The sequence below is a fragment of the Algoriphagus aestuariicola genome, from assembly GCF_017254835.1.
Lineage (GTDB): Bacteria > Bacteroidota > Bacteroidia > Cytophagales > Cyclobacteriaceae > Algoriphagus > Algoriphagus aestuariicola.
In genome coordinates, this window is sequence record NZ_JAFKCW010000001.1 from 1,117,838 (window position 1) to 1,143,569 (window position 25,732).

Here is a 25,732-nt window from a genome sequence, read left to right on the forward strand (position 1 = left end):
TCAGTTGTAACAATTAAACATTGGCCCAATGGTACGAGGATATTTAGACAAAGATTTTTTTCTTTCAATTGACGGAGAAGATCTATTTGAAATGAAAGCTCCAGAGAAGATCAAACATCGATGTGTGACTGATGAGGCGGTAGTGATAGAGAATGGAAATGTTCCAAGCTCTTCTGATAAAGGAGGCAGGCCTTTTGAGCTTGTCGTTGGATTGGGAAATCATATTCCTTTGTGGGAACAGAATGTAACTTTAAAATGGAGGCTAAATTCTTTGTTTGACACCTATACTAACTCTGATAATGTAAAAGACTATATTAGAGAATTAGTGAAAGATGCATTGTCACAATGGGGAGATGCGTCACCGGTAAAATTTGAAGAGTCATCAGCTGATTGTGATTTTGAGGTCATTATGAGGCCTGATGACTGTGATATTAATGGTTGTACTTTAGCAAGTGCTTTCTTTCCTAATTCGAATCTAAATATATTGACATTATATCCTAAGATGTTTACTCAAAGTAAGTTTGAGCAAGTTGAGACTCTGATTCATGAGATCGGTCATATTTTTGGCCTTAGACACTATTTTGCAAAAGACAGAGAGAGTTCATGGCGAAGCGAAATTTTTGGACATCATTACCCGTTGACAATTATGAACTATGGGCATCAATCAACAATAACAGAACAAGATAGAATTGATCTTAAGAGACTCTATTCATCGGTTTGGAGTGGCAAATTAAGTGAGATTAATGGGCTGAAAATTGAGCTGTTTAAATCTTTGACGTTGAAAACCTGAATATTATATCAAAGACGCTGTTGAGAAGTCTTGAATAGCATTGCGAAACCATGCGTGCACCAATTATCTGATAGTGCCCAATTCATTTTATATACATTATTTCCTTCTGATTTTAATTAGTCTATATTTTCATCCATGGGTACCGTTCTTATAATTGTTAGTATAATGTATGTATAATACTTTAATTTAATTACAATGGAGAAAAGTGAGTTTCATTTTTACCCGAATCCTAAATTCAGAAGACTTAGAGGCTATGCTTTTGATCCCAGTATTTCTTTAAAATTAGATACGTCTTCGGTTAATTTGGTTGAGTACAAAATCAAATGGGAAAAAATTGAGGTGGGTCCGGTAGGAGAATATATAGAAGTCATTGATTTTGATCCTACGATAGGTCAATTTTACAAAGCTGTTGATTTGGACCACCCAAATGTTTTAAGTCAGCATGGGTTGGATCCAAGTGAAAGCAATCCGCTTTTTCATCAGCAAATGGTTTATGCGGTCTCCATGACAACTATTGAAAGATTTGAGAAAGCGTTGGGCAGAAAGATCCTCTGGTCGTCAAGACTTTTAAACAGGGATAAAGGTAATCCGGAGTATGCGCAGTACGTAAAATGTCTAAGGATATACCCGCACGCCATAAGGGATGCAAATGCCTACTATAGTCCTCAGAAAAAAGCCATCTTATTTGGATATTTTTTGGCAAATCCAATAGAAGATAGCATCATGATGCCTGGATCTATGGTCTTCACATGCCTAAGTCATGATATTATTGCACACGAAGTTACCCATGCGATTTTGGATGGAATGCACCGGTCTTATAGTGAAGCAACGAATCCCGATGTATTAGCCTTCCATGAAGCTTTTGCAGACATAGTTGCTTTATTCCAACACTTCACATTTCCTGATGTATTGGCACATCAGATTTCCAAAACAAGGGGGGATTTATTGAATGAAAATCTCTTGGCTCAATTAGCAAACCAATTTGGGGATGCAATTGGCTTTTATGGTAGTCTAAGGGATGCTATTGGTAAAGTCAATGTAAAAACAAAAAAATGGGAAGCCCATCAGCCTTCTCCCATGGACTATCTTACAGTCTTCGAACCGCACAAGAGGGGCAGTATTTTGGTAGCCGCGATTTTTGAAGCTTTCAATAATATTTACAGGCTTCGAGTCGCTGATTTATTGAGAATTGCATCAAATGGGTCGGGAATTCTTCCTCTGGGGGAGATTCATCCGGATTTGGTGAAAAGGCTTTCTATTGAGGCTTCTAAAACAGCTAGTCACATTATGAATATGTGCATCAGAGCCTTGGATTACTGTCCCCCAGTCGATATTACTTTTGGAGATTATTTAAGGGCGATTATAACGGCAGATCTCGAATTAGTTCCTGAGGATCCTTACAACTATAGACTGTCTTTTATTGATGCCTTTAGAAGACGAGGGATTTATCCCAATGGTATTAAGAATTTGAGTAATGAGAGTTTAAGACATCCAATTCATGAAAATTTAGGTAAATCCGGCCAGGGAATAGATAGTGATTCAGATGATTTGTTTAGAATTATCGCTGAATTTCTTACAGACTATGCCGATGCAATAAAATATACAAGTAATCGAAAAGAAATTTATGAGATCACTAAGGATTATATCTCAGGAAAATATGAAGATGAGGATGGAATAGATCTAGAAAGTAAGAAGAGAATTCTTGGCCTGCATAGAAGAATCGAAGTAAAGTTCAATAAGTCTCCGGAATTCTCAAAATTAACCGGTTTGGTATTTGGTTCTGACTATCATCTACTTGGAATCAAAACCTCGAAAAAAGGGAATTATAAAGGTGCTGCATTCCAAATCCAGAATTTGCGATTGGTCAGCAGAACGGGTCCAGATGGAAATCAACTTAATCAGGTTGTGTTTTCAATAATACAAACCTCCAGATACAAGATTGTTGACGGGAGTTTTTTGCCGATTCCGAGTGACGAGTCTGAAAGTAAAAATCATTCTCTTTTCAGAGGAGGATGTACGCTTATTTTTGATCTGGATTCTAAGAAATTAAAGTATGCTATCTCAAAACCGCTGATAGGTTTTGGTGAGATTTTTTCAGACAATTATAAAATTGATGAAAAAAGGCTAAAGGCCGAATATGATTTTCAGTCGGATATGGTCGAAAAGGTCGAGTCTGAATATTCTAGATATTTTGGTTCTAAAGAAGCAAAATTAAATGAGCCATTTTCATTTTTACATCAGCATTAAAAGTTATGTCTTCTCCAAAACAAAAAATAAGTCACGTCGAAGTTCGGATGTTTAAATTAGGCACCGGAGACTGTTTCGTTATCAAGTTCTTTTCAGGACAATCCACTAGTTTCAAACTGATGATCGACGCAGGATGTTGGAGTGGAGATTCTGACAAAATCAGTCCCTATATTATGGCATTGAAAGAGTATGTGCAAAACCAAATAGACCTTTTGGTGATTACCCATGAACACAAAGATCATGTTCATGCATTCGATGTTTGCCAAAAGTTGTTCACAAAAGATTTTACCATTAATGAAATCTGGATGGGATGGTCTGAAAATGATGATGACCCAAGAGTTAGCGATTGGAAACGTGAATTTGGGGAAAAGAAAAAGGCTTTATTTAAAATTACCAAAAAACTTAAATCGATAAATGAAGATCCCGAAACAAGAAGCCAACTTAGTTTTGAAAAAGGCGGTGATGAATTGTTCTCAATCAAGGAGAATTTCTTGGCGAGTCTTTCGGCATTTTCAAATTTACATTTTGATGATGATCCTGTTGGATACAAAGGGTTGCTGAAAGGAATGGAGGTTGTTAAAAAATTAGGTAAGAGCGGAGGGGTAATCAATTTTAGGACTCCTGGTGAGATTATCGAAAAAAAGGTGAATCTACCCGGTGTGAGATTCTATATTTTGGGTCCGCCATCTGTGTGGGAAGAAGTAAAAAAAGAAAAAGGAAAAAAAGGAGAAAGCTATGAACATAATAATGATCTTCCAATCAATGAAGGATTTTCAGCCGCCGCTTTGGCTTTAGACAGCCTTGATAAAAGTAATTTGTGTCCATTTAATCCAAAATATGCTGCTGATAATAAGGTAGAAAGCTATAAAAATCAAGATAATTACTGGAGAAATATCGATAATGATTGGTTGAATAGTTCTGGAATGTTGGCCTTGCGGATCAATAGTAAAACAAATAATTTGAGTCTTGCCATCGCCATTGAGTTTGAAGAAAGTGGAAAAGTACTTCTTTTCCCTGGAGATGCAGAATTTGGAAGTTGGGAAAGTTGGCATAAAATAAATTGGGGAGTGAAAAGTAGGACATGTAAGGGATATTTAACCACTGAAGAATTGCTTAACAGAACCGTTCTTTATAAAGTAGCGCATCACTTAAGTCATAATGGAACTGCGAAAAAAATTGGATTGGATATGATGACCAACAGTGAATTGGTGGCAATGGCGACTTTGGATTACCACAATATAAGTTCACATTGGAAATCAACTATGCCTAATATGGCGATCATTGATGATCTTTTGGGAAAAACTAAAGGACGGCTTTTAGTCTTGAATGAGAGAGATGTTCCGTATGATCGAAAGAAAAATATTCAATTGACAGATGAAATAATTAGACACAGATTAACAATGTCTGAGGATGAGAGGAATTCCTTTATTGAAAATTTAAACTCTGATAATCCTCTTTTTATTCAGTTTCGAATCGAGGTTTAATTTATTTTATACATTGCTCATTTTTGAGCTGAGGAGTATATTTGAATCGAGGTTTGATTCATTTGGAAGGATTAAAGAATTGTTCGTAGTTAGAAATCCTAACGAGAAATCATCTATTCTGCATTTACTCCTCGCAAGGCAGTCAAGCCAGCTCCCTCAGATCCACCGGCATCACCCTCGACTCCCCAGGTTCGATCATGGTAGTGCCATAGATGATATAGGTGCTGGCCATGGTGCGCTTGTTGTGCGTGATGATGACAAACTGTAACTTGACGCTGAACTTCTGGATGATCTGGTTGATCTTGTCGATGTTGGCGTCGTCCAGCGGGGCGTCCACTTCATCGAAGATACAGAAGGGGGCGGGCTTCAGCAGGTAGAAGGAGAAGGATTTGGCGGTCAGGGATTTTTGGGTTTTTTACCCACACTTTGGTTTGTCTCCCCACAGACCACGGGTTACCTGACCACGAATATGTTGACTTTTCTTAAAGATCACTGACCTGCAATTTGGCGTCTCCGTCCTCCGGCAGGTTTTTTTTTGTGCCCTCCCAACGGTTTCTACGCCGGAGGCCATGGCCTGTTGGTCTTGTCAACCCGGGGTTTCGTCCTATCGGACTTTACCCCGGGCTATTCACCTTTGACCCCTTCAGGGTCAGGTTTCGATATGCGTTACACCGTAGCCCCAAAGCCCAACCTGACATGACTTCGGTCTCCGGTCTTCCGTCTTCCGTCCCGCTGCTATTCGGCATTTGCAATGGCGAACCATTGGGTATTTCTGGTTTTTGAATTGCGATTTTCGGCCGCCCCGCCAGCACCGAGCTGACTTTGCAACCTTGCGACCTTCCCACTGCATTACTTCGGTTTCATCCAACATATAACATCCGACATCCGACAACCAACATCAACCCCTCTCCGTCCTCCGGCAGGTTTTTTTTGCCCTCACGATGGTTTCTGCGCCGGAGGCAATGGATTAGGTTTGTCTGATGCCAGGGGTTCCGCTGCGCTGCACCCCTGCCTGCCCGCCGTGGTGGGGCTACAAAGATTCCGCTCCTACGGAGCTGCTTACATTCTGGTTCATGACTTCAACCTCGGCCTTTGGCGGACACAAATCCCATTTCGGATAGGCGCGGGGGCCGACGTGGCAGCGGGCCAGCGTCCGGCCAAGTGCGGTTAGGACTGAGCGTGTAGGATTAGCCCGCCGCGGCGGGCTAATCTAGCGAGAGCCTGTCCCGATCGCGCAGCGTATCGGGAGGCCAGCTTGCAGGGCGGGCCACGTCTTGACCTTTTGGTCCTTTTGGGTCAAGCCAAAAGGACGTGAAAGAAAACAACCGTCGAGGTTCCTGAGGCTTCACCAAAGCTCTGTTGCTTGAATGCTGGATTGTTTACCAAATCAACCGCCTTTTCCAATCCATATCCCTGTGCTGAGGTTGAAACTTTTGATCCATTTTACCTAGTGTTAAAACCCCAGGCTACGGTACCGGCCGTACCTACGGCACGCATTCACCTATTCTGGGTCCTGACTTCGGATCCCGGCCTTTGGCGGACACAAATCCTCCTCGCACGGCCTGTGCCTGCCTCGCCGCTAGGCGGGTCCCCACGGACCACTGAACCATTTGGCGTCACCGCTCCGCCCTCCGGCATTTTTTCTTCTGCTGTTACAATGTTTCCTGCGCCGGAGGCAAAGGATTAGGTTTGTCTGATGCCAGAGGTTCCGCTACGCTTCACCCGGGGCTACAAAGATGGCGCTCCTACGGAGCTTTTGATGCATGACTTCGGCTTCATCAAACATCCAACATCCGACATCCAACATCAACCCCTCTCCGTCCTCCGGCAGTTTTTTTGTGCCCTCACGACGGTTTCTGTGCCGGAGGCAATGGCCTTTCCGCATTGTTACCCCGGATTCCGCTGCGCTTCACCCGGGGCTACAAAGATTCCGCTCCTACGGAGCTGCTTATATTCTGGTTCATGACTTCAACCTCGGCCTTTGGCGGACACAAATCCCATTTCGGATAGGCGCGGGGGCCGACGTGGCAGCGGGCCAGCGTCCGGCCAAGTGCGGTTGGAGCTTTGCCACGTCTTGATTTTTTCGTTCTTTTTTATCAAGAAAAAAGAACATAAAGAAATCAACGATGGAGGTTCCAGAGCGCCTGCCTCAACGGTTTTTTTACTTCTCCCACACGGCTTGTGCCTGCCTCGCCGATATGCGGGTTCCCACAGACCCCTGGACCACTTGGCGTCTCCGTCCTCCGGCAGGTTTTTTGTGCCCTCACGATGGTTTCTGCGCCGGAGGGAATGGCCTTTCTGCATTGCTACCCGGATTCCGCTACGCTTCACCCGGGGCTACAAAGATGTCGCTCCTACGGAGCTTTTGATGCATGACTTCGGTTTCATCCAACATCCGACATCAACCCGTCTCCGTCCTCCGGCAGGTTTTTTGTGCCCTCACGACGGTTTCTGCGCCGGAGGCCATGGCCTGTTGGTCTTGTCAACCCGGGGTTTCGTCCTATCGGACTTTACCCCGGGCTATTCACCTTTGACCCCTTCAGGGTCAGGTTTCGATATGCGTTACACCGTAGCCCCAAAGCCCAACCTGACATGACTTCGGTCTCCGGTCTTCCGTCTTCCGTCCCGCTGCTATTCGGCATTTGCAATGGCGAACCATTGGGTATTTCTGGTTTTTGAATTGCGATTTTCGGCCGCCCCGCCAGCACCGAGCTGACTTTGCAACCTTGCGACCTTCCCACTGCATGACTTCGGTTTCATCCAACATCCGGCATCCGACATCCGACATCCAACATCCACCCGTTTCCGTCGTCCTGTACGTTTCTCTGCCCGCACTAGGGGCCCTGAGCCTGTCGAAGGGTGGCTTTTTACCCTTGGCTCAAACACCTCAAAACAAAAGACTTAGGCATGTCCTGCCCAAATCTGATTGCTCCTCTCTTGCAAATCCCAAATGACCGAGTAATTTTATTACTCAGTCAACCGTAGGTTCCGATGGGACTCAAAGGGCGAAGCTGTGTGCGGTGATCAAATGGCCCAAACTTTCTTCAACTTTGCGGCTTTTGTTGCTTAGGCCTCGACTCCGCTCAGCCTGACACAAATGCCAACTACCCCCTGCAAACTGCCAACTGCCCACTGCCCACTGCAAACTGCGACTGCCAACTGCAAACTGCCCACTGTAAACTGCCCACTGCAAACTGCACACTGAAGACTGCAAACTGAAGACTAAAGACTGCCCAAACACTAAACCCCATCAACCTTTTTGAAACTAGTTGTACTCATCGCCCTTCTTGCCTTAATTGCTTACCTTCAAATCAACGGAGAGCGCATACCAGTCCATGAAGGTGCCTATGGTGACGGGGTATTCTACCGGGATGTAGGCAGGTTTTTCCTGGACGATATCGAAACCTCCAGTTATAATCTCGTACAGCTCACCCGCATACTTCCCTTTGCATTACTTAACCTGTCCTTCTCTGCCTTCCATATCGTCAAAGACGATGAGGGACTTGGTAACGGCATGCTGATCTGGCAGTTGATCTACCTGGCGCTTGCCGTTTATTGGTATGTGAAGATCACCAGAAAGCTAAGGTTAAAGGCCGCTCCGGCGACCTTGGGTTTTGTTCTCTTTTTCTTCAATTTCGCCTGGCTCAAGTCCGTGTGGTTTCATCCCTTCTCTCCGGATTTGTTGGCCTTTGCCTTGGGGATGGGCCAGATGAATTATTATCTCCGCTACGAAAAGTTTAAGCTGGGCATGGTCTCCATACTCGGAACATTTGTCTCTCCATTGCTTCTAGTATCGGGTTTGCTGATGCTTTTTTTGCCGGGAGACAAGCTGCCTGTATATGAGGAGGAGCGGCCAAAGTCCCTCCTTCCCGTGCAGGTATCTTTTTTTTCAGTGATCATCCTAGCGGTTTTAGGATGGGTGTTCTGGGGATGGAGTGAACTGCCCCTGCTGCAGCAAAGTGTCCATGCCCTAGCCCTGCTCGCCTTGCCCTGCTTGATCATTTATGTGGCGATCAACAACCCCATACATTGGGATCATGCCATTTCCCAGATAAGAAAGAAGACCCGATCGGCCCGACTCAGCCGGGGAATCATGGGCTTCACCGGAATTCTGCTTATTCTGGTCATGCTCTCCGGCAACAACCAGTCTTTAGGCATCCTGCGATTCCTCACCGATCTAGGCATAGGCGTGTTCCGCTTTCCCATGGATTTTGTGCTAAGTACCACCCTGCACTGGGGGATCATCTGTCTCTTAACACTGGTCTTCATCAAACGTTTCCTTCAGGAGTTGGGCAACCTAGGCGGGGCAATCGTGCTGGTTTTGCTGATGGGAGCTGTCTTCCTTCCTTTCTTTAAGGCGCCGGCCATGGCGGCATGGATCCCGATCTGGGGTGTAGTACTGCTCAAAGCCCTAAAGCGCTACCGCTGGACGGAGCGTGAACAATACGGCTATGCCGCCTTGGCGCTTCTGCTATCTCTCTGCTGGCTTCCGCTCAACTCAAATGCCTTGACCGAATTTCTAAACGGGGGCAGCTCCCAACTCTTGGATACCTGGGCGGTTCAAAAATGGGCCATACACCATCCCCAATACACCTCCCTGCCCAGCTACGCCCTTGTATTTATCCTCCTTGCGGCAACCACCTATTGGATCTACCGAAGAAGGAAAAAATACGTAAAAATGTTGACGAATTAAGAAAGCTTGTTTATCAGTGTGGATGTCAATTATTCTTTTGTTGAAAAAAGATGCAGAATATTATCTAATTAGAATTTTTGGCCTTGATAAATCAAATATTATCCAAGCCAATAGAGGTTAAAAGCTAGGTGATTTTCAACAACTTTGGAGATATAAGGATTTGCTTTGTTTCCTTACCGTTCGTCGCATTGGGCCGCTAATCCTCTTAGGAATAGGCTGTGCGATTGTTCAACCAGTCTTTACTACACTGTGGCCTTGGAATTATTTTTTCGGTACTACGAAAGAATCGACTAATAGATCATTGGGAAAGATTCCATTTTTCCCAAAATATGAATTAGAAATCAAATAATCTTATGTTCGGGTTCTCTGGTAACTTAGGGTATGTAGGATGGAGTGACGGTGATGGTATTGAAAGGAAATGAAAATGGATTTGTAAAATAAATGATGCGATTTTTTGAATTTGTTCTTAAACTTAATGGTAAGTTTCCTAGGATAAGAAAAATATCACAATCATATGTAAAAAAAACTATTTTGAATCCTGATAAGAGGAGAAAACTCAACAACCTTTATCACAAACTTTCCTATTACGAGAAATCAATTTTTCATGGACTATTTTCAAGAATATTTAGAGATGGTAAATCTCATGAAATTGATGGTGAGTGGATATTGAAATTTGCAGGTCAGGAAGTAAGAATTCCGCTAACAAAAGAATCTCTTGGACTGGATTGGGAAACAGCTGTTTCTGTGCTAGGTCATGACTACGAAATAAAATCATTTTATGAAGAACGAATATCTTCCAAATGTGCCCCCAAATGTTTTTTGGACATAGGAGCAAATTACGGAACTCATTCCCTGCTCTTTTTGATATCAGGGATTCGCACAGTTTCCATAGAACCAAATCCGGAATGTAAACCCTATTTTGAAAAATTAGCTATTCACAATAAAGTAAAAGACGAGTGGGTTGGGATTGCTTTGGGAGAGGAAGATGGGAAAGCTCAGATTCAATTTCCTGATGGAGAGACTTGGTTGGGATCGTTAGTGAAAACTGATTTCAGCAAACGAAAAGAGAGAATTAAATCCTATCCTATTGAGGTAAAAACATTAGATGGGTTCTTGAAAAAAAATCAGATAAAGCCTGATTTAATTAAAATTGATACAGAGGGGTTTGAGGAAGGGGTTATTAAAGGCGGTCAAAAATTTCTAATCTGTAATTTAACAAATGTTGTTTTTGAAGCCAACTCCCAAAATGAGCTTGTTTTGATGATGAAAATATTCCATGCTTTGAATTATCGAATTCTAAGCTTAAAAAAATTTCATGAAGTCAATGGAGATAACTTCTCAAGCTTCAAAAAGGAAAATAATTTTTTAGCTATGAGAAAATAAATAAAATAATCTATTTATCAGTTTTTTGATATAATAGATTATATAGGTTGAATTTAAATTTAATATTGATGCTATTCTAATAAATAAGTACTATGTCAATATTAACATATCTAGTTTATTATTTAAAATGTTTAATGTGATTCTTTTAAGTTTTTACAATTCTTTAAAAAATTCTGAATTAGAACGAGATGAAAGTGAATAGAAGATATGTGTATAGTTTGGTTCATCGAATTGTGTCAAAGGTACAATCTAAAGTTGATTCAACAATACCAAAGTTTGACCTTCAAAAGAAGCACTTAGCCAATGTTAAACTTCTTCCGAATAGAACAGTTTTGCTTGAGAGTTTACCCAAAAACGGATTTATTGCCGAATTGGGAGTAAATCGAGGTGAATTCAGTCAGCAGATCATGCAGATTTGCAATCCTTCAGAATTGCATTTGGTCGATGCCTGGAGTTCAGAACGCTACCATTCAGGTCTCAAAGATGGTGTAGAGTCAGTCTTTAGGAAAGAACTTGATCTGGGTAAAGTATTCATTCACCAAGGGTACTCTACTGTAATGGCAGTGGGATTCGAGGATAGATTTTTTGATTGGATTTACATCGATACTGATCATTCCTATTCAGTAACCAAAGCTGAGCTCTATGCCTATAGAAATAAAATCAAGCCCGGAGGAATTATAGCAGGTCATGATTACATCCAAGGCAATTGGCCAAAGTTACTCCGATACGGCGTAGTTGAAGCTGTGCATGAATTCTGTGTGGATGAAGATTGGGAGTTGCTGTATTTGACTACTGAACTAACCAATAGTCCCAGCTTTGCTATTAGGAAAATTATATCCTGATGTACAATAAGTACTTTAGACACTTTTCATTTTTCTACAATTACCTACACCACAGGATATTTGTTAATATGGGGCTTAATGTCGCTGTAGGTCTTTTGGATGGATTTGGGATAGTCATGTTTTTGCCATTGCTGAAGATGGTGGATGGAAGTAGCCAAGTCAGTAGTGAAGAGTTGAGTAGTCTTGGTTTTGTTATTCAGGGCATAGAAGGAATGGGGCTTAGTTTAAATTTGAAAACGGTTCTACTTTTCATGCTGTTTTTTTTCACCCTCAAGGGAATTGCTAGGTTTTTCGAGTCCTATTATCGAACAAGTGTACAATATTTTTTTGTTAAGAATCTTCGCATGGAGGGGATTTACAGTTTGAAGGATTACTCGTACAAGCATTTTGTCAATTCCGACTCTGGGAAGATACAAAACACCCTTTCTGGAGAAATTAATAGGGTAGCGGCTGCTTCTAGTTCATATTTTATGGCCTTACAGTGTGCTGTGATGGCAACAGTATACGGTATTTTGGCATTTATGGCTAATGCTCAGTTTGCGATAATGGTCATGGTGGGTGGACTTATTTCAAACCAATTGTTTAAAGTCATCAATCGAAAAACGCTAGAGGCTTCTCGAAAAATCACATGGGAAGGCCATGAATATCAGGGTCTTTTGATCCAAAAGGTTGGTTTTTTTAAATATTTAAAGGCCACGGCGCTTATCGATGCCTACACTGAAAAGATGACGAAGTTGGTCGAACGGATTGAGACCAATGGTAAAAAGATTGGGTTTTACGGAACTATCCTGTATGCCAGTAAGGAGCCGGTTATTATGGCGGTAGTTATTTCCGTGATTTTTATTCAGACTAGTGTGATGAGTCAAAGTCTTGGACTGATCATACTGAGTTTGTTGTTTTTTTATCGTGCATTGACTTACCTGATGAGCTTGCAGACCTTTTATAATGGTTTTTTGACAAATTCCGGTGCCTTGGAAAACATGCGTGAGTTTCTGGATGAACTGAAAGCGAATGCAGAACCTACCCAAAACGGTGAACAGGTACGGTTGAATAGAGAGATCCGTTTGACTGACCTATCTTTTGCTTATGGCGAGAGAACCATTCTGAAAAACATTAGTTTGGAAATCCCGAAAAACCAGTCGATTGCTTTTGTCGGAGAGAGTGGGAGTGGCAAGACAACCTTGGTAAATATTCTAAGCGGATTAATCCCCAAACAGAAAGGCAAATTTGAGATAGACAATATTTCTATAGATAGTATAGATCTTAAGTATTATCAATCCAAAATTGGATATATCACTCAAGAACCAGTGATTTTTTCTGACTCGGTATTCAATAACGTTACATTTTGGGCTGAAAAAAGCGAAGATATTATCAGGCGTTTTTGGGCGTCTTTGGAGCGAGCCCACATTGCGGATTTTATCAGGCAACTTCCAGAAGGTGAAAATACGCTTCTAGGAACCAATGGAATTCTAGTTAGTGGTGGGCAAAAGCAGCGGATATCAATAGCTCGTGAACTTTTTAAAGATATAGATATCTTAATAATGGATGAGGCGACTTCCGCACTTGATTCGGAGTCTGAGAAAAGCATTCAAGAAAATATTGACCAGTTGAGAGGAACCATTACCCTTATCATCGTCGCACACCGCCTGGCGACCATTAAAAACGTAGATCGAATTGTGCTTTTGTCCGAAGGTAAAATAATTGGTTCGGACGGATTCGGAGAGCTTTTGGAACATTCTGCCGTATTCAAGCGGATGGTTGACTTACAAACCTTTTAAATTTTTCAGTTAGATAAGTTATTGTGAGCTTTAGCCACCACCTTCATAAAATCAAATCCTACCTTATTGACCGGCGCCCGTTTGGTCATGGACGGATTCTGAAGTTGATAGATCGGGTATTTTTCGATAAAATCCCGAGCGGTGAAATTCTCACCAAAACCCTTTACGGATTTCCACTTTTTATTCAGCCATCCGTAGATAGAGGTTTAGAAAAGAAAATTTTCTTTACCGGGACTTATGAGAAGGGACTACTCCATGTTTTGGATTGTTTACTTACCCGAGGAGACACAGTTGTTGATGCGGGGGCGAATATTGGCCTGATATCAGTGTTTTGTGGTTTACGTGTTGGCAAGGATGGCATGGTCATGGCATTTGAGCCTCACCCGGAAACCATTCCAATTCTCAGGCGAAACATAGAAGTCAATGGATTAAGCCAAGTGGCGATTTATGAGTGTGCACTGGGTCGTTCTTCAGGCACTGCCAAGATTTACTCTAACCTCCAAATCAATCGAGGTGCAGCTTCAATGGTCGATTTTGTCAAAGGCGCTCCATCATTTGATATTCGAGTGGCTGTCTTGGATAATATTTTGTCAGAACTAGGACCGAAACGTGTCAGGCTGTTGAAAGTCGACGTAGAGGGTTTTGAGATGGAAGTGCTGAAGGGAGCCAAAATGCTTCTTTCTTGTGCTGACGGGCCAATTTTGGTGATAGAGTGTTCCTTGACGAGGCTAAATTTCCAGTACTCTATTGGAGACCTCTTTTGGTTTCTAACGGAAGTTCACCACTATAAAGTATTTAGATTTTCAATTTCAAAGGAACGCATATCGCGTCTGGTACCCGTTCATTCTGCTGACGATCTACCCCACCATGACAACATTTTCGCCTTCAAACAGGCCCATTTGTCCACCTTGCACAACAAAAACGCAATTTTTTGAAGCCGGAAAAGATTGCTTTTTTGCTCAATGAATTCCCAACTCTGACGGAAACATTCATCCTCAACCAGATTATTTTTCTAATCCGACAAGGAGTTGATGTAAGAATTTTTGCACTCTACCCTGGTGATTTCGATAGGCTGCACCATCAGTATCATGGATATGGACTCGAACATAGGCTCACGACGGTCGCTGTTTTACCAAAAAGTTACTCTGGAAGGCTCGCAGAAGCGTGGAGATTCTTTAGATCTAATGGATTTTTACGTACTCTCCCAGGCTTCCTTAAATCAATAAATCCCTTCAATTTTGGGTCTTCGGGTTTGAAATTGACTCATTTTTTGCATTTTACTCGCCTCAGTACGATTGAGTCTTGTGAGTTGATCCATGTACATTTTGGCCAGGTGGGCGTATTTTTGTCAGCATTTACTGAGATAGGTTTGCTTAATTCAATTCCAATTATTGTGAGTTTTCATGGATATGATTTGGTACCAAACCAATACCTAATTAATCGGAAGCTATATCGTCCAATGTTTAGGGTTGCCAAGGCGCTAACAGTCAACTCCCAATACACTGGAAATTTACTTAACCAAGTAAACCCCGAGGTAAAGTCCAAGGTTTGGCTCTTGCCCGAGAGCCTCGATACCAAGCTTTTTGACCGATCAAAGGATGAAGTTAGTAGGGTATCGGATCGAAATTTCCACTTAGTTTTTATTGGGAGGCTCGTGGACTGGAAAGGTCCTGACACTGCGGTTATGGTTATGCGACATATAGTCAAGGAGATTAGATTTTCGAATGTTAGATTGACTGTTATTGGAAAAGGTCCCATGGATTTCCAACTCAAAGCCATGGTTCAAAACTTGGGGCTTTCAGAGTATGTTAAATTATTGGGAGGCCAAGAGCAATCAGTAGTGAGGTCTGTTTTGGCTTCGGCTGATTTGTTTGTTTACACTGGGCGGGAGCAAAAAGATACCAAACGTGCAGAAAACCAAGGTTTAGTATTGATGGAGGCGCAGGCAATGGGAATACCCGTTGTTGCATTTGATGTGGGGGGGGTTGGCGAGGGAGTAAAAGATGGCGTTACAGGTTATTTGCTGCCTCCCGGAAGTGTTCATGAATTTGCCTATCAAATAGTAAATCTTCTCCGGAATGAAGAAAGGCTTAAGGAGATGGGGCATGCATCAAAATCATACGTTAAGAAAAATTATGACATAGATGTGCTAGGTGAAAGGCTACTCTCATTGTATAAACAGGTGGTAGTATGATCCTTATATCCGTTATTATTCCAGTGTTTAACAGTGTCACTACGCTTGAGCGGGCAGTGCGCTCGGTAATTGATTCTGCCTCTGTCTTGGAAGTAATAATCGTGGATGATGGGTCATCGGATGGCTCGATCGAACTGGCTCAGGACTTGTCGCGCAGATTTGAACAAGTAATGCTTGTGCAACATCCCAACGGTAGAAATCGAGGTGGGTGTGCTTCTAGAAACCTTGGATTGGCCTGTTCCAAAGGTTCTTGGATCCAATTTTTAGACGCTGATGACGAGATTTTGGTTGACAAAATTGCAGGTCAAATCGAGCTTGTTTCGGAGCATAGTCCGTTTGTGGTCGGCAACAGCATCCACGTTTTTCCGGATGGTCGCAGGCATTTTAGAAAAGCCGACCGAGACGTTTGGAAAGGGCTCATTCGCGGAAAGCTGGGAGACACATGCGCCAACCTCTGGAACAGGTGTAGCTTGGTCGAAGTCGGTGGTTGGGACGAAAGTCTTTCTAGCAGCCAAGAGTATGATTTAATGTTTCGTTTGGTCTGCATTAACCCAAATGTCATATTTGATAGTAGATTCATGACTTTGATACATAAGACTCTGAATTCAGTAAGTACAAACTTGGAAAATGCGAAATTTCGGAATTTCAATTGGTTGAGCCTGAGGGAGCGCATCAGACTTTACCTTGTGGACCAAGGAATTTTTGATTTGAGGAAAAAGTATTTTTGGTCTGGTGCGGTTGGAAACTTTTGTCGAGAACAGGGTGCTGTTCTTCCAGAAAAAGTCAATTTTTTCTTCTGTAAAATCTATTACATAGAATTGCAACTTCGGAGAAAAGCCTATCAAATTATCTCGTCAAGTCGGTGAAAAAAATATTCCAGCATTCCCTGCTTCATATACATTTATGGTTTTTCAAGGAAACTATCCGTGCGATTATCGCAGGTACATCAGTTCACAAGATTTTGCCCTTTTACAGTAAGTATATTGAATCGAATCGGGATCGTAGCAAAACACCTTTAGATCTTGGAATGCCCTGGATTACATACGGAGCAATTAAGAAACTGGAGAACATCCTGCATAAAAATATGAGGGTTTTTGAGTATGGCAGCGGTGGTTCAACAAGGTTTTTTGCTGAGCGTGCGTCGGAAGTTTATAGCGTGGAGCATTATCACTCCTGGTACTTGAAAGTAAAGGAGGAGTTGGCCGAGTTTTCCAACCTGCACCTTTCTTGGAAGCCTGGGGTCCAATTATCAGGTTCTTTTGAAAGAGCAGTATTGGATGAGGCAAAAGATGGCATCGATTATCATGAATATGTAAATAGTATTTTAGAGTTTCCCGCAAGCCATTTCGATCTTATCCTAATAGATGGGCGGGCGCGTAATGCTTGTATACAAAATGCTATCGGGAAACTAAAGCCTGGAGGTTTTCTCGTACTTGACAATTCGAATCGGAGGTCTTATACGCCTAGCTTGAATTTGTTGGAGCCATGGTTTTACGAATGTACACTGGGACCTTCTCATGGTTCCAAGAAATTCACCCAAACAAGCATCTATAAAAAACCAGATCATGGACTTTAAGCATATACTGTTCACCAGATTCAATATCTACTACAAAACAAAAATGGCCCAGAAGGGCTTTGATCCTGAGTTCTGGCTTCTAGAAAGGTTTGAAATATTTCGCAAATACTGTTTTCCGTCGGTCGTTAAGCAGTCCAATTTGAATTTCACTTGGATGATATATGTGGATAGTGAGACTACGCCAGCAGTTTATAACTCCTTAAAGGAATTGATTACCCCGTACCCATTTATTCTTCTTGTCAAGCGTAAGTTTTCCCACTTTAGCCTCAAATTGGTAATAAATGAGGACATTCATCAGTACTTCGGTCAGGAATTTGGCTATCTGATTTCCAGCAGAGTGGATACTGATGACATGCTCCACTGGGACTATATCCAAAGTGTGCAGCAGCGGTTCAATTTCCAGGATTATGAGGCCTTAAATTTCAATAAAGGATTGGTTTATGATATCGAAACTGGGGTATCTTCCACGAAATATCATTTTTACAACGCATTCATTTCGTTGGTTGAAAAACGTAAAACAGACGGGTTTTTGACTGTTTTTTACAAACTGCACATCAACTACAGCGATGACCCCAAAAAAACGGAGATCAAGAATCAAATCCCGATGTGGTGCGTAACCGTACATGGTCTAAATGTCAGCACAAGTTTTTACGGAGAGGTTTTCAAGTTTAGCCAACCTGATCTGAAGGCTTTATTTGGCTTTGAATTTCAAAAAAAACCGAAGCAGATTAATGTCCTGAAATTCACAATCAGGTCTTTTAGGCGAACATTTGAAAAGGTTAAAGTGAGGATTTTTGGTCCAAAATTGATTGAATGAGTTTAGGTTAACCTTAGGTGTTAATTAATCATTAGCCATGCCTAAATTACATGTAATAACAAACTGTGCTAGAGATTTTGTATAAGCATGCTGTACAATAAAACTTATGTAATTACAATTAAATTTAATAATTTAATCAATTTTGTACTCTATCATTTTTTCTTGGCATCTTAAATTTAAACTCCAGCCTTGCTAAAGTGCAGATAAGGAAAGAGATTTTCAAACTTGTCATTTTAGTCAACTTTGATAGAGCCTTTCTCTCAAACTTTCGGACATTTGATGTATTTAGGTTCCGTAGTCAAACACCTAGGCTACAAAAGATTATTGGTATGGCTTAGAAAAGATATAAATGTTATAGAGATAGACAGCAGGATTGCCTTTCATATTGGTAAATCAAGAAATTGTCGCATCCATCCAACGGATGTTTCGAAGTGTGTCTGCTGGTAAAAATCTACGTTTCTAAGATCATGGCGTATACATTCAAAGAAAGACTAAATTCCACATTTAATATCATTGATTCGATGATTCTTTATTCATTAAAAAAAATAAGAAATAAGATTTTTGGAATTAACGAACTAAATAGGGTTATTCGAGAAAGTAATGATAGTTTAGCCAGAGTTTTCGAGTTTCGACAGAGGGAAACCAAAGCAATATTGCTTTTGAAGGAATACTTCCCCGAAAAGTTTGTTCCTGACACATCTTTTTCGATGTCTTATCAGGCTATCCAGCATATTTTAAATGATATTTTGGTAAGTAAGCCAAAAAGAATTTTGGAATTTGGGACTGGTATTTCTACAGTCATCATAAGTAATTTTTTAAGAAAGAACTCTTTAGACACATCCTTTATTAGTGTAGATAATGATTTGAATTGGGTTAACCTCATAGAGAACCATATTTCTGATTCGAAAAAAGGGATAATTTTTCCTTTTGAATTAAAGATAAACAGTGAGTTTTCTCTGGGAAATTCCGGGACCTGGTATGATATTCCGGATGATCACTTGATTACCCAAGAAGGTTTCGATTTGATAATCGTTGATGGGCCATTCGGTGGTATTTGCAAGCATTCTAGATATGGCGCACTTAAGTTTTTGAAAAAGTTTGACCTAATTAACCAAAAAACAATTGTCTTCGTCGATGATACGAATCGGCCGGATGAGCTATTCTTGATTGATTCGCTTTTTAGTGAACTTGGATTTACGGAAAGAAAGGATTTTATGCGTTACTCAAGGTTGTCTTTTGGAGACCATTGTTTTACAAATCCTTCTTAATTATTAATGCACAAGGTCTCAATTCTTATTCCCAACTTTAATAAATCAAAATATTTAATTGAGACCTTGACTTCCATCCGATGTCAATCCTACATTGATTGGGAATGTATCATAGTTGATGATTGGAGTACAGATGATTCGTGGAACATTATTTCACTCTTTTCAAGGTTGGATTCTAGATTTAAGACTTTCAAAAGACCCGATAGCGTCCCAAAGGGTGGCAACTCTTGTAGAAATTTTGCACTGCAAATGTCCTCTGGGGACCTAGTCAACTGGTTTGATTCAGATGATTTGATGGATATAGATATGATTAAATACAAGGTTGAGGCTTTTTCCATAAATCAAAATGCTGATATCGTATTTGGGGATTGCCGTCTATTAAATACCAATAATAATGAATCATATATCGACTCATCCCACTACCTGGAACTTGATCTAAAAAAGTATATTTCCCTTATAGGGAAAATCTGGATTCCTACCCCTGTTCCGATGTTCAGAAGGGATTTCCTTAACGCCAATGATCTGGATTTTGACGAGACATTAAAAAAGGGACAGGAATCTGAGTTCTTTAACAGAGTTTTACTTTGTTCGCCAAAGGTTATATTCGAGAAAACATCTCTATTTTTCTGGAGGCTTGATGACAATGCTTCCTTAACAAATAGGTTCAAAGGTCTGAGCAAATCAACGAAGTATAAGGAAATGCTTCCATACTATTTTAAGATTTACTCAAACTTCAGAGGCCATGCTCTTTTGGTGGAGAGTGTCAAAACATATTTTCGGAACGAATTTTACAGGGCCCTAGTTTATATCGATATCCGTTCTTCAAGTTTTTGGTTGGTATTGGCTTTTGTCTTTCGGAATGGACTTTCCCCTGGTATTCTTTCACTTTTTAAGATAGTTCCTCTCAAAGTCCACTATTTGATTAAAAATAACCAATCAAAAAAGCACTGAAGATTCTAATTATACCGTCTTGGTACCCCACTCCAACCAGACCTTTGCATGGATCCTATTTCCAAGAGCAGGCACAATTTCTCAATGGGAAACCGGGATTAGAAATACAATTGCTTTATGGAGAGAAGAAATCCCAGCCCCTACTTGTTTGGATTTGGATTTATATCGAGTCATGGTTCAGGTCTACCTGGCCGTTATCTTCAGAGATAGTCGAGCAAAACCCTCCGGCTTTCGGATTTAGGTTTCCGGCCAATAGGCGTGTTCCAGATTTCTTGCAGATCGGTTTGGAACGGAGGTTATTTTGGAAAGCCTACCAAAGCCTGATTCGGATAGGATGGAAAACGGACCTGATCCATGCCCAAAGTGGGATGGATGCTGGGATATATGCATGTTATATCAGCGGACTCGCCAAGATACCTTTTGTTATCTTGGAGCACCAGGTTTTTGTGTTCCACTATTACTCCAAACTGCGCTCTACCCTTATCATGGATGCTTTTAAGGCAGCGAAAAAAACTGCCGCCGTCAGCTACGATGAGCGGAGACAGGTGATGATGAATCAGCCAGCATGCAATCCCGAAGTGATTTGGAATCTAGTGGATGAGGGTAACTACAGAATTGACCTCGAAAGAAGGAACAATACATTCACCGTTGCTACCATTCTCAATTCCCTGCCCATCAAAGGCGCTGTAGAATTCTTAGAATCAATGGCACTGGTGGTTCAACATAGTCCAAGTGTCAGGTTTATTATGATCGGAAAGGGTGCGGATGCAAAATCAACAAATGCGTCCGAAAACCTATTTGTGAAAAAAAGCCGAGAGTTAGGTATCTATGAAAATGGGGACTTTTTTCCTTTGATTACTCGAGAAAAGGTTTCAGATGTGCTTAATCAAGCCCATATATTTGTTTCACCTAGCATCCAAGAACCTCATGGTATCGCCCTGAGGGAGGCGATGATGTGTGGGCTTCCAGTAGTCAGCACAGCCAACGGAGGTGTAGAGGATACCATCAACTCCCAAACGGGTTTAGTCGTGCCGGTGCGGGATGCGGAGGCCATGGCTGAAGCAATTCTTCATTTGAAGGATAACTATCATAATTATGACCCAGGTGTCATTAGGGATATGGCGGTTGAACAATGTGGGCGGAAGGCTTTTCTCGATTCCATGTTCAAATTTTATCGAGTCTAATGGAGAATCAAACGATGGTCAAGCCTAAGTTAAGTGTTTGCATGATTGCTTATAATGTAGGAAGATTCATTGGCGATGCAATTGACGGGGTATTGAATCAAAAGGCTGATTTTAATATTGAATTGGTGATTTCCAACGATTGTTCGTCAGACAATACGGAGGAAGTTGTCTTGAAGTTTGCTCAAGACCATCCGCAAGGAAATTGGATCAAATACAAACGACAGGAAAAAAACCTAGGCTCAACGCTGAACTATTTGTGGGCTTTGGACAACTGTACGGGCGACTTTATTGCAATTTGTGACGGGGATGATTATTGGACGGATGCCTTTAAGGTTCAAAAACAAGTTGATTTTTTGGAATCCCATCCACAGTACATTGGTTCATTCCATAACCGCCACAAATGCGACATTAATGGCAAGATAATTTCTAGTTCTATCCAAAAACACGAAAAACGAAATTGGAGGTTAGATGATTTTATTTCTGAAAAACCTGAAATCCCATCAGCCTCAGTAATTTTTCGCAAACCTTTGATTTTTAAACTTCCTATGGAGTTTCAAAAAGTGGTAATCAATGGAGATACTTTCCTTTGGGTCTATACCTTAAAGTTTGGAGATTTTTATTTTGATGCAAACATTGGCCCGTCTGTATATCGAATCCACCCGCAGGGACTTTGGTCTTCTAAAAGCAGTTATAGGAAATCACAACTCTCGTTGAATACTTACCAACTGTTGGATGCTGCATTTCCAGGTAGAAACAGTGTCAAGTCACAGATTTTCAATATTCGTTTCCACCTGTTTTACTATGCGATGAAGGAAAAGGAATTGGCAGCTGGACTTAGCTATTATTTCTCGAATATTTTTGGCTTACTAGCCTATCCAAGGGGGTTTAAGGTTTTTTTGTCGTTCCATAAGTCAATCGTGTTCAAAGGCAGGAGATAAATGTTTATTTCGATTATTATTCCTCACTACAAAAATTTTGGCGGATTACTGCTCGTTCTTCGATCAATGGAATCCCAAACACTACCGTCGGATAATTGGGAGGTAATTGTAGTCAATAACGATCCCGATTTACCCTTGCTTTTGCCTGAAGGCCTGTCCCTCAGATATAGCTTGACGGTTTTTGAAGAACCCAACCCCGGTTCCTACGCAGCTAGAAATAAGGGAATTGCAGCAGCCAAAGGAAATATTGTTGCTTTTACCGATTCGGATTGTCTACCGGATATAGAATGGCTGAAGCACGCTTGGGAAGTTTTTTCCCTGGATTTCAAGAAGGAGATCGGGATTTTGACGGGCCCGGTTTCCATTTTTTTTAAGGATCCAACCAAGCTGAGCGATGCAGAGGTTTACGAGAAATATACTGGATTTACTACCAAGGTTTATGCTTCCGAGGGGCACGCAATTACCGCCAATTGGTTTTCCTATAAATCCGTTATGGATGAGTTTGGACGGTTCAACAGTACTCTTAAATCCAACGGAGATTCAGAACTCTCGGGAAAGATCAATACGAAGTATCCTATTGTTTACCGGGAAAATATATTGGTAAAGCATCCAGCGAGGTATCGTACAGAAGACTTGGTCAATAAATACCGTCGTTTGCTTGGGGGTACTTTTACTAGGAAATATCAAAGAACCCCCAAAAAGTTTAAATGGCATATTTTGGATTTTATCGTCAGGAGATATCGTTTTGCCGTCAAGAGATTTTTGTCCGTTTCTCCAAAGGAATCTTTGGCTATTTGGAGGGTTTGCCATTCCATTAATAAAGGGGCTGTTAAGGAGTATTTTGATTTGAGGAGCGGGGTTGAAACAAAAAGATAAAAGCAAACTATGTTAAACCGAATTAAACAGAAGTTTTTTCAATACTATACGAAGAGGCACCGGTTGATCCAAAAGCCTCGATTTGAATCCATGCCCATTCCAGAAATTGGATATCAGCATGTTCAGCATGCAAGCCTGTTGGCAACAAGAGAACAAATGCTGTCTTTACTCCCCAAAAATGGCGTTGTAGCCGAATTGGGGGTAGACTATGGTGACTTTAGCCAAAAGATTTTGAATATCAATAAGCCTTCCAAGCTGCATTTGGTGGATTTATGGCATAGCGATCGCTACCCGGAGAAACTTTTTCACGAGGTCAGTCAACGATTCCAGCCAGAGATCAAATCTGGAAAAGTCGAAATTAATCGAGGTCTATCAACAGAAGTGGTGAAGCAGTTTCCCGACAATTATTTTGACTGGATTTATATAGATACAGTGCATGATTTCAAGATCACGCGACGAGAACTTGATCTGTATTTACCTAAGGTGAAGCCGAGAGGTATTATTTCAGGGCATGACTTTATCGTGGGCGAGATCGAGGTGCCTTGGAAGTATGGAGTGATCGAGGCAGTGTATGAATTCTGTACTTTACATGATTGGGAAATCATCTATTTGACTATGGAAATGAGAATTTCTCCAAGTTTTGCTTTAAGAAAAATCGATTCTTGAAAATTGCGCGTGTCGTTTTTGAATTGGATTTTGGTGGGGTAGAGAAGGTAACTGAACTGATTTTGAAGGGTTTCCGATCTATTCCTACTATGAGTATTCAGACGATATCATTGGGAAAAGGGGGAAGAATATCTGAAAAATTGACAGGTGAAGGATATTTGGTTTTTGTGCTCAACCAAAAAGCCAAAATCCCGGATTTTTTTTTGATCTATCAGTTGGCTAAGCTTTTTCGCAAAGAGGGTTTCGATGTGGTACATACGGTCGGGGCAGAGGCTAATTTTCATGGACTTTTGGCCGCAGCGATTGCCGGAGTACCTCTGCGCATAGGAGAGGAGATAGGGTTCCCTAAACATCATTTTTTATACCGATGGATATTTAGTTTCACTTATCGCTTAGCACATCGGGTTATTTGCGTTTCTGAAGCAGTTAGGAGGCAACTTTTTCAAATAGGAGAACTACCCCTGCAAAGATCCCAAGTAGTCTATAATCCTATCGAACTGCCTGAAGTAAAACAAAAACTAGTTCAGGAGGGGGAGGCTATTGAATTTATTACTATTTCGAGATTAACGGAGATCAAAAATATTTCATCGGTGATTCAGGCTTTGGCAGCTATTGTTCATGAAACTGATTTCCGCCCGCACCTTAGGATTGTAGGAGATGGGGAGGAACGTAAAAGTTTGAAAAAATTGGTCCAAGAGCTTCAGGTTGACAGATATGTCACGTTTCATGGGTACCAGGCAGAAGTTTTTGATCTCCTCACAGAGGCGGATGTATTTGTTTTGCCCTCTTTCACGGAGGGGTCTTCTTTAGCCTTGGCAGAAGCCATGCATGCAGGTTTACCTTCCGTAGTGACAAGAGTTGGAGGGGCATCAGAGATCTTGGGGGATTCAGGTTCGGGGGTATTAATTGATCCAACTAGTTTAGATGAATTAAAAAAAGCAATGCTTTTCTTTAAGGATCTTGATCTTTCAGTTCGTCAGGAAATGGGAATGAAGGCCAAAAAGCAAGCGGCTAGATTTTCAGTTGATCATTACTGTCAAGAATTGTTTAAGCTGTATTCTGATGAACTTTCCTTAGAAAATAGGTCATGAATCATCCCTTGGTATCCATTATCATCCCTGTGTATAATAAAGCTGACATTGTCCGCGAAACCCTTGAATCGGCTTTGGCACAGACCTATTCCAATACAGAGATCGTGTTGGTGAATGATGGTTCTACAGATGGATCTTTAGATATTCTGAAAACCTATGCTAGAGACTTTCCCGAAAAAATTCAGTTAGTTACCCAAAAAAATTCAGGCGTTTCCCAAGCAACCAATAAAGGTATTCAAGTGGCCAAGGGCGAGTTTATTCAATTTTTGGACGCTGATGACTTATTGTTCCCAGAAAAGATTGAAAATCAAGTTGGGTTGTTGATAGGAAAAAGTTCGGGTGCAATTGCGACCTGTGAGTGGGTTACATTTTCAGATATGCCGGAACAGAGTCAAAGATGGAGTTTAAATGTTTTTAAAGATTATCCAGATTCAATTGATATGTGCCTAGATTTTTTCAACCATTCAGAAATGATGGCAGACTCTTCCTATTTGGTACCAAGAGATTTGATCGAAAAAGCTGGTCCATGGAATGAAGCTATTACGGTAAATCAAGATGGGGAATTTTTCTTACGTGTATTGGTTCACGCCAAAGCCGTACTTTTTGAACCTTCAGGAAGAGTGTTTTATAGAAAGCCTGGTCAATCCAATGTTTCCCAGCAAAAATCCTATCAGGCATCCCAATCACTCTTGGAGAGTTACCGTTGCTATGAGCGAGAGCTACTCAAAAGAGAAAATTCTAATCGGGTGATAGAAGCTCTTGCGAAAAATTACTTAAGGTTTATATACGTTACCCATCCTAAGTATCCGGATTTGATCCGGGAGGCAGAAAAGGAGATCGAAAAATTTGCCTTTTCCAATCCAGTTCTTATCGGCGGACCCAGATTTCAGCAAATCTCAAAATGGATAGGATTTAAGAATGCTGTGCGGTTAAAGAGAATTCTGAATTCATAAT

General features: G+C 41.2%; 20 protein-coding genes and 1 pseudogene. 20 read left to right on the forward strand and 1 reads right to left on the reverse strand.

Translation table 11 applies throughout. The features are described from left to right. Positions 1 to 28 precede the first annotated feature (28 nt). The 3 genes from J0A67_RS04815 (at position 29) to J0A67_RS04825 (ending at position 4,521) form a co-directional block, all read left to right on the forward strand. Complete coding sequence (locus J0A67_RS04815; protein WP_206568128.1) at positions 29 to 790, forward strand: matrixin family metalloprotease; 762 nt, start codon at positions 29 to 31, stop codon at positions 788 to 790. 195 nt (positions 791 to 985) lie between these two features. After that, positions 986 to 3,037, forward strand: coding sequence for a gluzincin family metallopeptidase (locus tag J0A67_RS04820; protein WP_206568129.1), 2,052 nt, complete (start codon positions 986 to 988; stop codon positions 3,035 to 3,037). 47 nt (positions 3,038 to 3,084) lie between these two features. Next, on the forward strand, positions 3,085 to 4,521 hold the full coding sequence (locus tag J0A67_RS04825) for an MBL fold metallo-hydrolase (protein ID WP_262897486.1): 1,437 nt from the start codon (positions 3,085 to 3,087) through the stop codon (positions 4,519 to 4,521). 142 nt (positions 4,522 to 4,663) lie between these two features. Here J0A67_RS04825 and J0A67_RS04830 read toward each other — a convergent pair. Further along, positions 4,664 to 4,930 (reverse strand): annotated as a pseudogene (locus J0A67_RS04830) (hypothetical protein); the annotation flags it as partial. 2,850 nt (positions 4,931 to 7,780) lie between these two features. Between J0A67_RS04830 and J0A67_RS04835 the strand changes: the two are divergent. From J0A67_RS04835 to J0A67_RS04915, 17 genes are all read left to right on the forward strand, one after another. Continuing rightward, the gene (locus tag J0A67_RS04835; RefSeq protein ID WP_206568131.1) at positions 7,781 to 9,214 is read left to right on the forward strand and encodes a hypothetical protein; all 1,434 of its coding nucleotides are present in this window, start codon (positions 7,781 to 7,783) and stop codon (positions 9,212 to 9,214) included. 441 nt (positions 9,215 to 9,655) lie between these two features. Next, positions 9,656 to 10,597, forward strand: coding sequence for an FkbM family methyltransferase (locus tag J0A67_RS04840; RefSeq protein WP_206568132.1), 942 nt, complete (start codon positions 9,656 to 9,658; stop codon positions 10,595 to 10,597). 188 nt (positions 10,598 to 10,785) lie between these two features. Beyond that, positions 10,786 to 11,439, forward strand: coding sequence for a class I SAM-dependent methyltransferase (locus tag J0A67_RS04845; protein WP_206568133.1), 654 nt, complete (start codon positions 10,786 to 10,788; stop codon positions 11,437 to 11,439). Next, on the forward strand, positions 11,439 to 13,217 hold the full coding sequence (locus J0A67_RS04850; protein WP_206568134.1) for an ABC transporter ATP-binding protein: 1,779 nt from the start codon (positions 11,439 to 11,441) through the stop codon (positions 13,215 to 13,217). Before J0A67_RS04845 ends, J0A67_RS04850 begins: the two co-directional genes overlap by 1 nt. Before the next feature lie 23 nt (positions 13,218 to 13,240). Beyond that, positions 13,241 to 14,152, forward strand: a complete 912-nt coding sequence (locus J0A67_RS04855; RefSeq protein ID WP_317195045.1) for an FkbM family methyltransferase — start codon at positions 13,241 to 13,243, stop codon at positions 14,150 to 14,152. Beyond that, entirely contained in the window at positions 14,149 to 15,411 is a 1,263-nt protein-coding gene (locus tag J0A67_RS04860) for a glycosyltransferase family 4 protein (protein ID WP_206568135.1), read from the forward strand. The genes J0A67_RS04855 and J0A67_RS04860 overlap by 4 nt, the downstream gene beginning before the upstream one ends. Beyond that, entirely contained in the window at positions 15,408 to 16,277 is an 870-nt protein-coding gene (locus tag J0A67_RS04865) for a glycosyltransferase family 2 protein (protein WP_206568136.1), read from the forward strand. Before J0A67_RS04860 ends, J0A67_RS04865 begins: the two co-directional genes overlap by 4 nt. Then, the gene (locus tag J0A67_RS04870; RefSeq protein WP_206568137.1) at positions 16,274 to 16,987 is read left to right on the forward strand and encodes an O-methyltransferase; all 714 of its coding nucleotides are present in this window, start codon (positions 16,274 to 16,276) and stop codon (positions 16,985 to 16,987) included. The genes J0A67_RS04865 and J0A67_RS04870 overlap by 4 nt, the downstream gene beginning before the upstream one ends. Beyond that, entirely contained in the window at positions 16,977 to 17,804 is an 828-nt protein-coding gene (locus J0A67_RS04875) for a glycosyltransferase (protein WP_206568138.1), read from the forward strand. The genes J0A67_RS04870 and J0A67_RS04875 overlap by 11 nt, the downstream gene beginning before the upstream one ends. A gap of 467 nt (positions 17,805 to 18,271) precedes the next feature. Next, a complete protein-coding gene (locus J0A67_RS04880; RefSeq protein WP_206568139.1) occupies positions 18,272 to 19,072 on the forward strand; it encodes an O-methyltransferase in 801 nt (266 codons plus the stop codon). 6 nt (positions 19,073 to 19,078) lie between these two features. Next, entirely contained in the window at positions 19,079 to 20,023 is a 945-nt protein-coding gene (locus tag J0A67_RS04885) for a glycosyltransferase family 2 protein (RefSeq protein ID WP_206568140.1), read from the forward strand. Between the two features lie 44 nt (positions 20,024 to 20,067). After that, the gene (locus J0A67_RS04890; protein WP_206568141.1) at positions 20,068 to 21,207 is read left to right on the forward strand and encodes a glycosyltransferase; all 1,140 of its coding nucleotides are present in this window, start codon (positions 20,068 to 20,070) and stop codon (positions 21,205 to 21,207) included. Continuing rightward, the gene (locus J0A67_RS04895; protein WP_206568142.1) at positions 21,207 to 22,145 is read left to right on the forward strand and encodes a glycosyltransferase family 2 protein; all 939 of its coding nucleotides are present in this window, start codon (positions 21,207 to 21,209) and stop codon (positions 22,143 to 22,145) included. The genes J0A67_RS04890 and J0A67_RS04895 overlap by 1 nt, the downstream gene beginning before the upstream one ends. Next, positions 22,146 to 23,021 carry a glycosyltransferase family A protein gene (locus tag J0A67_RS04900; protein WP_206568143.1) on the forward strand — a complete coding sequence of 292 codons (876 nt, stop codon included), beginning with the start codon at positions 22,146 to 22,148 and terminating at the stop codon, positions 23,019 to 23,021. A gap of 90 nt (positions 23,022 to 23,111) precedes the next feature. Then, positions 23,112 to 23,687: a class I SAM-dependent methyltransferase gene (locus J0A67_RS04905; protein WP_206568144.1), complete on the forward strand. Its 576-nt coding sequence runs from the start codon at positions 23,112 to 23,114 to the stop codon at positions 23,685 to 23,687. Continuing rightward, positions 23,684 to 24,778: a glycosyltransferase gene (locus J0A67_RS04910; RefSeq protein WP_206568145.1), complete on the forward strand. Its 1,095-nt coding sequence runs from the start codon at positions 23,684 to 23,686 to the stop codon at positions 24,776 to 24,778. The genes J0A67_RS04905 and J0A67_RS04910 overlap by 4 nt, the downstream gene beginning before the upstream one ends. After that, entirely contained in the window at positions 24,775 to 25,731 is a 957-nt protein-coding gene (locus tag J0A67_RS04915; protein ID WP_206568146.1) for a glycosyltransferase family 2 protein, read from the forward strand. The genes J0A67_RS04910 and J0A67_RS04915 overlap by 4 nt, the downstream gene beginning before the upstream one ends. The last annotated feature ends 1 nt before the right edge of the window (position 25,732 follow it).